Here is a 6,749-nt window from a genome sequence, read left to right as displayed (position 1 = left end):
GTGCTGGGCTCGACCTCGACCTACCGGCGCGAGCTGCTGCAGCGCCTGCGCGTGCCGTTCGAGGTCGCCTCGCCGGACGTGGACGAGACCCCCAGCCCCGGCGAGGCGCCGCGCGAGCTGGCGCTGCGCCTGGCGCTGGCCAAGGCGCGCGCGGTCGCGGCCCGGCATCCGCAGGCGGTGGTGATAGGCTCCGACCAGGTGGCGGACCTGGACGGGCAGCCGCTGGGCAAGCCAGGCACGCACGGGCGCGCCGTGGCCCAGCTGCGCGCCATGAGCGGACGCACCGTGGTGTTCCAGACCGCGGTGGCCGTGGTCTGCCTGGACAGCGGCTTCGAGCAGGTCGACCTGGCGCCGGTGCGCGTGCGCTTCCACGCGCTCAGCGACGCCGAGATCGAGGCCTACCTGCACGCCGAGCAGCCTTACGACTGCGCCGGCGCCGCCAAGAGCGAGGGCCTGGGCATCGCCCTGCTCGACGCGATAGACAACGACGATCCCACGGCCCTGGTCGGCCTGCCGCTGATCCGCACCTGCCGCATGATCCGCGCCGCCGGCGTGAAGCTGTTGTGAGCGCCGGGCCCGCACCGGCGCGCGGCCGGCTCTACCTGGTGCCCGCCCCGCTGGACTTCGGCTGCGCCAGCCAGGCCCCGCTGACCGAGGTGCTGCCGCAGGGCACGCTGCAGGTCGCCGCGCGCCTGACGCACTGGATCTGCGAGAACGCCAAGTCGACCCGGGCCTACCTCAAGCGCGTCGAGGCCCTGCTGCCGCTGGCCGCGCCGCTGCAGGCCCAGACCCTGACCGAACTGCCGCGCGAGGTGCACAAGAAGGGCGACCACGCCGGCGGCTTCGACGCCCGGCCGCTGCTGGCGGCCGCGCTGCAAGGCCAGGACATAGGCCTGGTCAGCGAGGCCGGCATGCCGGCCGTGGCCGACCCCGGCAGCTCGGTGGTGCGCGCCGCGCACGAGCTGGGCCTGGAGGTGGTGCCGCTGAGCGGGCCGGTGTCGCTGCTGCTGGCGCTGGCGGCCAGCGGACTGAACGGCCAGAGCTTCGCCTTCGTCGGCTACCTGCCGCAGGACGCCGGCGAGCGCGCCAAGCGCATCCGCGAGCTCGAGGCGCTGGCGCTGAAGACCGGCCAGACCCAGCTGTTCATAGAAACCCCTTACCGCAACGCGGCGCTGCTGCAGGCTCTGGTCCAGACCCTGCAGCCCGCCACCCGGCTGGCCGTCAGCAGCGGCCTGACCCTGGCGGACACGCGCACGCGCAGCCAGGCGGTGCGGCAATGGCGGCAGCAGGCCGAGACCGCGCCCGCCCTGCCAGCAGTGTTCGCGATCGGCCGCTGAGCCGGCCTCGATCGGCCGCTGGGGCTCAGCGGATCGCGGGCAGCGACTTCAGGGCACGCACGGCGCCCTCGCCGAAGGCCACGCCGAAGCGCTTGGCCAGGCGCTCGGCCACGTTCTCGCGGCGCGTGTAGTCGATGATGTCCTCGGCCTTGACGATCTCGCGCGCCACGTAGTCCAGGTTGCCCAGGCCGTCGGCCAGGCCCATCTCGACGGCCTGCTGGCCGCTCCAGAACAGGCCGCTGAACATCTCGGGCGTCTCCTTCAGGCGCTTGCCGCGGCCGTTCTTGACCACGTCGATGAACTGCCGGTGGATCTGGTTCAGCAGGGTCTGGGCATGGTTGCGCTGGGCCTCGGTCTGCGGACTGAACGGGTCCAGGAAGCCCTTGTTCTCGCCGGCCGTCATGAGTCGGCGCTCCACGCCCAGCTTGTCCATCAGTCCGGTGAAGCCGAAGCCGTCCATCAGCACGCCTATGCTGCCGACGATGCTGGCCTTGTCGACGTAAATGCGGTCGGCCGCCGCCGCGATGTAGTAGGCGGCCGAGGCGCAGGACTCCTCGACCACCACGTAGACCGGCTTCCTGTGCAGGGCCTTCAGGCGCATGATCTCGTCGTTGATGATGCCGGCCTGCACCGGGCTGCCGCCGGGCGAGTTGACCAGCAGCACCAGGGCCTTGGAGCCCGAGTCCTCGAGGGCGCTCTGCATGGCGGCGATCACGAACTCGGCGCTGGCGTCGGCGTCGGACGCGATCTCGCCCTTGATCTCCACCACGGCCGTGTGCGGCGCGCTGGGGCTGGTGCTGGGCGAACGCTCGCTCAGCACCAGCCAGACCAGGGCGCCGAACACCAGCAGCCAGAGCAGGCGCATCGCGATCTTCCAACGCCGCGCGGCGCGCTGCTCGGTCAGCACAGCAAAGGCCAGCTTCTCCAGCGTGGCGCGCTCCCAGCCCGGCTCGGAGGCCGGGCCGCCCTGGGCCGGCCGGGGCGCGGCGGTCGCTGGGCCCGGCTCGGCAGGGGGCGCTTGATTCTTGTCCTGGCCCGCGTTGTCGGGGCCGTTCGCTTCGCTCATTTCAAAACTCGACAGGTTGTAGGTTGTGGTCAGTATGCCAGTGCACGACGCCGTCGCGTTCGGACAACTCGATGCGGATCAGGCCGCCGCGGCAGGGACCGCCCGCGCAGGCCCCGGTATCGGGCTGGTAGACCGCGCCATGGGTGGCGCACAGCAGCCACTGGCCGCTGTCGTCGAAGAAGCGGCCCGGCTGGTAGTCCATTTCCATGGCCACATGGCGGCAGCGGTTGAGGTAGGCATGAACCCGGCCTTGGAAGCGGATCGCGAAGGCGCGGCAGGTCTGGCCGCCACAGACCACGTCGAAAGGCACGGCCAAGCCACCCTCGACCAGGTCGGCCGAGTTGCACAGGGGGATGGGCCGTGCGTCCATCAGGCCTTCACCTGCCAGCAGGCCACCCCAAAGCCCGACCGGCTCCTAGGCATGTTCCAGCAGCCAGTCGTGCAGCTCGCGCACCGAATGGGCGACATGGCGCGGCCCCAGGGCATGGAAATCGTCCGGCTCGTGCGCGCCGTAGCTCACGCCCACGCTGGCGCAGCCGGCGTTCAGCGCCATCTGCAGGTCGTGCGTGGTGTCGCCGACCATCAGGGTGCGCCCGGGATCGACCCCGAACTCGCGCATCAGCTCCTGCAGCATCAGCGGGCTGGGCTTGCCGGCGGTCTCGTCGGCGGTGCGCGTGCCGTCGAAGGCGCCCTGCAGCTCCACCGACTGCAGCACCTCGTTCAGGCCGCGCCGGCTCTTGCCGGTGGCCACGGCCAGCCAGTGGTGGCGCGCCCGCAGGTCGGCCAGCAGCGGCAGCACGCCCTGGAACAGGCTGATATCGTTCTGGTGCTGCAGGTAGTGGTGGCGGTAGCGCGCACTGAGCTCGGGGTATTTCTCCGCCGGCACGTCGGGCGCCGCATGGGCCAGGGCCTGCATCAGCGCCATGCCGATCACGTAGGCGGCGGCCTCGTCGCTGGGACGCTGGCCGCCGACGTCGACCACGGCGCGCTGTATGCAGCGCACGATGATGGCCGTGGAATCGAACAGCGTGCCGTCCCAATCGAAGGCGATCAGGTCAAACTGGCGCGGACGCAGGGACATGGCTGACAAACTCTTGCAGTTCTGGGGGCAAGGGCGCGAGCAGCTCGACGCGCTCGCCGCTGGCCGGGTGGTCGAACTGTAACCGCCAGGCATGCAGGAACATGCGTTTGAGCCCCTGCTTTTGCAAGGCCTTGTTACGCTCGAAGTCGCCGTACTTGTCGTCTCCGGCGATCGGATGGCCCTGCGAGGCCAGGTGCACGCGGATCTGGTGCGTGCGCCCGGTCTTGATCGTGACCTCCAGCAGCGAGAAGCCGGCCAGCCGCTGGCGCACCTTGACCAGGCTCACGGAACGCATGCCGTCCGGGTGGTCCTTGTCGACCACCTTGACACGGCGCTCGCCCTCCCCGTCCTTGCCCGCCAGCAGGTATTTGTGCAGCGGCAGGTCGATCACCTTCTTGTTGGCCGGCCAGTCGCCCAGCACCAGGGCCAGGTAGGTCTTGCCGGTCTCGCGTTCGCGGAACTGGTCCTGCAGGTGCTTGAGCGCGCTGCGCTTCTTGGCCACCAACAGGATGCCGCTGGTCTCGCGGTCCAGCCGGTGCACCAGCTCCAGGAATTTCGCGCCCGGCCTGGCCCGGCGCAGCTGCTCGATCACGCCGAAGCTCACGCCAGAGCCGCCATGCACCGCCACGCCGGCCGGCTTGTCTATGGCCAGCAGGGCCTCGTCCTCCAGCAGCAAGGGAAACTCACGCGGCGGCACCGGCTGGCTGGCCTTGGCCTCGGCCTTTTCCGAGGTCCGCACCGGCGGCACACGCACCCGGTCGCCGGCCGCCACCCGCGTGTCGGCCGCCGCGCGGCCCTTGTTCACGCGCACCTCGCCGGAGCGGATGATGCGGTAGACATGGGTCTTGGGAACGCCCTTGAGGTGGCGGATCAGGTAGTTGTCCAGCCGCTGGCCGGTGGATTCCTCGTCCACCGTCAGCCATTTCACCTCCGGGCTCGCGGAAGCCTGGTTGCCCCCTATAATCTGTTTCACTGGCGACAGGCTGTAAGTGGTTGATTGCAATGGAAATGGCTCCCGGAGCAGGGAGTTTAGTCCACCCTTCAGCCCGGCCGCGCCGGAAGGTCGATGCCATCCTGGGCATTGCCGGCAGACTGAAGGCCAGCGCCGACAGTGGCACGCAATATCCCCGGTTCGGGCCGACGCCATGAAACCCTGATACGGAATACCCAAGTCCTCCAGCGCTGCGCTGGTGGACGGATCAAAGCGAGATGGTCATGTGGATCTTGTCGATGCTTGCCTGCGGGCGGTGGCTGCTGGCCCCGCTGGTGGGCATGCGCTCGACCTCCGCAGCCGTCCCATGGGCACAACCGGCTGCCATCGCGGCGGCTCGTCGGCGCCCTCCAACCCTCGCCCCCATCCACGCGCCCGCGCCACGGCTGCTGAGCTAGTCCTCAGGCAGCCGCAGGCCCATCGGCAATTCCCTTCGTTTCACAGCGTCAGCTCAGGCAGCGTTCGCCCCGCAAAGGCCTGTCACCCATTGCAGGCCCTGGGGCGTGTGACAGTCATTGGAACGAAAAGGAACGCATCATGAAACGGATGCTGATCAACGCCACGCAGGCGGAGGAACGCCGGCTGGCGATCGTCGACGGGCAGAAGCTGCTCGACTACGAGATCGAGATCGAGGGGCGCGAGCAGCGCAAGGGCAACATCTACAAGGCCGTCGTCACGCGCGTCGAGCCCAGCCTGGAGGCCTGCTTCGTCGACTACGGCGAGGACCGCCACGGCTTCCTGCCGTTCAAGGAGATCTCGCGCCAGTACTTCGCGCCCGGCGTGTCGGTCAGCCAGGCCCGCATCAACGACGTGATCAAGGAAGGCCAGGAACTGCTGGTCCAGGTCGAGAAGGAAGAGCGCGGCAACAAGGGGGCGGCGCTGACCACCTTCGTTTCGCTGGCCGGCCGCTACGTGGTGCTGATGCCCAACAACCCGCGCGGCGGTGGCGTGAGCCGCCGCATCGAGGGCGAGGACCGCGCCGAGCTCAAGGAGGCGATGGACCAGCTCGAGTACCCGAACGGCATGTCCATCATCGCGCGCACCGCCGGCATAGGCCGCAGCGCGCCCGAGCTGCAGTGGGACCTGAACTACCTGCTCAAGCTCTGGAACGCGATCGACGGCGCGACCAAGGGCGGCAAGGGCGCCTTCCTGATCTACCAGGAATCGAGCCTGGTGATCCGCGCCATCCGCGACTACTTCAACGGTGACATCGGCGACATCCTGATCGACACCGACGACATCTACGAGCAGGCGCACCAGTTCATGAGCCACGTCATGCCCGAGCATGCCGCGCGCGTCAAGCGCTACCGTGACGATGCGCCGCTGTTCTCGCGCTTCCAGATCGAGCACCAGATCGAGTCGGCCTACGCGCGCACCGTGCAGCTGCCCTCGGGTGGCGCCATCGTGATCGACCACACCGAGGCCCTGGTCTCGGTGGACGTGAACTCGGCGCGCGCCATCAAGGGCGGCGACATCGAGGAGACCGCGACACGCACCAACCTGGAGGCCGCCGACGAGGTGGCGCGCCAGATGCGGCTGCGCGACCTGGGCGGCCTGATCGTGATCGACTTCATCGACATGGAGGAGAGCAAGAACCGGCGCGAGGTCGAGAACCGACTGCGCGACGCGCTACGCCAGGACCGCGCGCGCGTGCAGTTCGGCTCGATCAGCAAGTTCGGCCTCATGGAGATGAGCCGCCAGCGCCTCAAGCCCGCGCTGTCCGAAGGCGCCTCCATCCCCTGCCCGCGCTGCGGCGGCTCCGGCCATATCCGCGACACCGAGAGCTCGGCGCTGCAGATCCTGCGCATCATCCAGGAAGAGTCCATGAAGGACAACACCGCTGCAGTGCACGTGCAGGTGCCGGTGGAAGTGGCCTCCTTCCTGCTCAACGAGAAGCGCCCCGAGATCGCCAAGATCGAGCTCAAGCAGCGCGTCACGGTGCTGATGGTGCCGAACAAGACGCTGGAGACGCCGAACTACCGTCTCGAGCGCCTCAAGCACGACGACCCGCGCCTGGACCACATCGAGGCCAGCTACAAGATGGCCGAGGAGGTCGAGGACCCGACCACGGTGACGCGCCGCTCGCAGGAGCCCACCAACAAGCAGACCCCGGTGATCAAGGGCGTGCTGCCCGACGCGCCGGCCCCGGTGGTCGCGCCCAAGCCTGAGCCCGTGAAGCCCCAGGCCGGCGCCCCGGCCCGCCCCGCGGCGCCCGCGCCGGCGCCTGCACCGGCCCCGGTCGGCTTCTTCGGCTGGCTCAAGAGCCTGCTGGGC

At 69.4% G+C, this 6,749-nt stretch carries 7 protein-coding genes; 3 read left to right on the top strand and 4 right to left on the bottom strand.

Annotation, left to right across the window (positions count from 1 at the left end; translation table 11 throughout):
- Both FFS10_RS22455 and FFS10_RS22450 read left to right on the top strand, forming a co-directional pair.
- Window positions 1–567: Maf family nucleotide pyrophosphatase (locus tag FFS10_RS22455; RefSeq protein WP_249931392.1), on the top strand; the 567-nt coding region annotated here is incomplete at its 5' end.
- Window positions 564–1,337 carry an SAM-dependent methyltransferase gene (locus tag FFS10_RS22450; protein WP_137896822.1) on the top strand — a complete coding sequence of 258 codons (774 nt, stop codon included), beginning with the start codon at window positions 564–566 and terminating at the stop codon, window positions 1,335–1,337. The genes FFS10_RS22455 and FFS10_RS22450, both read left to right, overlap by 4 nt.
- A gap of 25 nt (window positions 1,338–1,362) precedes the next feature.
- Here FFS10_RS22450 and FFS10_RS22445 read toward each other — a convergent pair whose 3' ends face one another.
- The 4 genes from FFS10_RS22445 to FFS10_RS22430 are packed head-to-tail and all read right to left on the bottom strand — an operon-like array spanning window position 1,363 to window position 4,457.
- Window positions 1,363–2,403, bottom strand: coding sequence for a S49 family peptidase (locus FFS10_RS22445; protein ID WP_137896821.1), 1,041 nt, complete (start codon window positions 2,401–2,403; stop codon window positions 1,363–1,365).
- Between the two features lies 1 nt (window position 2,404).
- On the bottom strand, window positions 2,405–2,773 hold the full coding sequence (locus FFS10_RS22440; RefSeq protein WP_137896820.1) for a Rieske (2Fe-2S) protein: 369 nt from the start codon (window positions 2,771–2,773) through the stop codon (window positions 2,405–2,407).
- Between the two features lie 45 nt (window positions 2,774–2,818).
- A complete protein-coding gene (locus FFS10_RS22435) occupies window positions 2,819–3,484 on the bottom strand; it encodes an HAD family hydrolase (RefSeq protein ID WP_137896819.1) in 666 nt (221 codons plus the stop codon).
- The gene (locus FFS10_RS22430) at window positions 3,459–4,457 is read right to left on the bottom strand and encodes an RluA family pseudouridine synthase (RefSeq protein WP_249931391.1); all 999 of its coding nucleotides are present in this window, start codon (window positions 4,455–4,457) and stop codon (window positions 3,459–3,461) included. The genes FFS10_RS22435 and FFS10_RS22430 overlap by 26 nt, the downstream gene beginning before the upstream one ends.
- A 555-nt stretch (window positions 4,458–5,012) precedes the next feature.
- On the opposite strand from FFS10_RS22430, the gene FFS10_RS22425 reads away from it, so the two are divergent.
- Window positions 5,013–6,749: Rne/Rng family ribonuclease (locus FFS10_RS22425; protein WP_137896818.1), on the top strand; the 1,737-nt coding region annotated here is incomplete at its 3' end.

Origin of the sequence: Ramlibacter sp. 2FC, from assembly GCF_005503345.1 — a bacterium.
Taxonomy (GTDB): domain Bacteria; phylum Pseudomonadota; class Gammaproteobacteria; order Burkholderiales; family Burkholderiaceae_C; genus SCMQ01.
The sequence above is the reverse complement of the archived record's forward strand: the minus strand, read 5'-3'. Positions and strand labels throughout refer to the sequence as shown.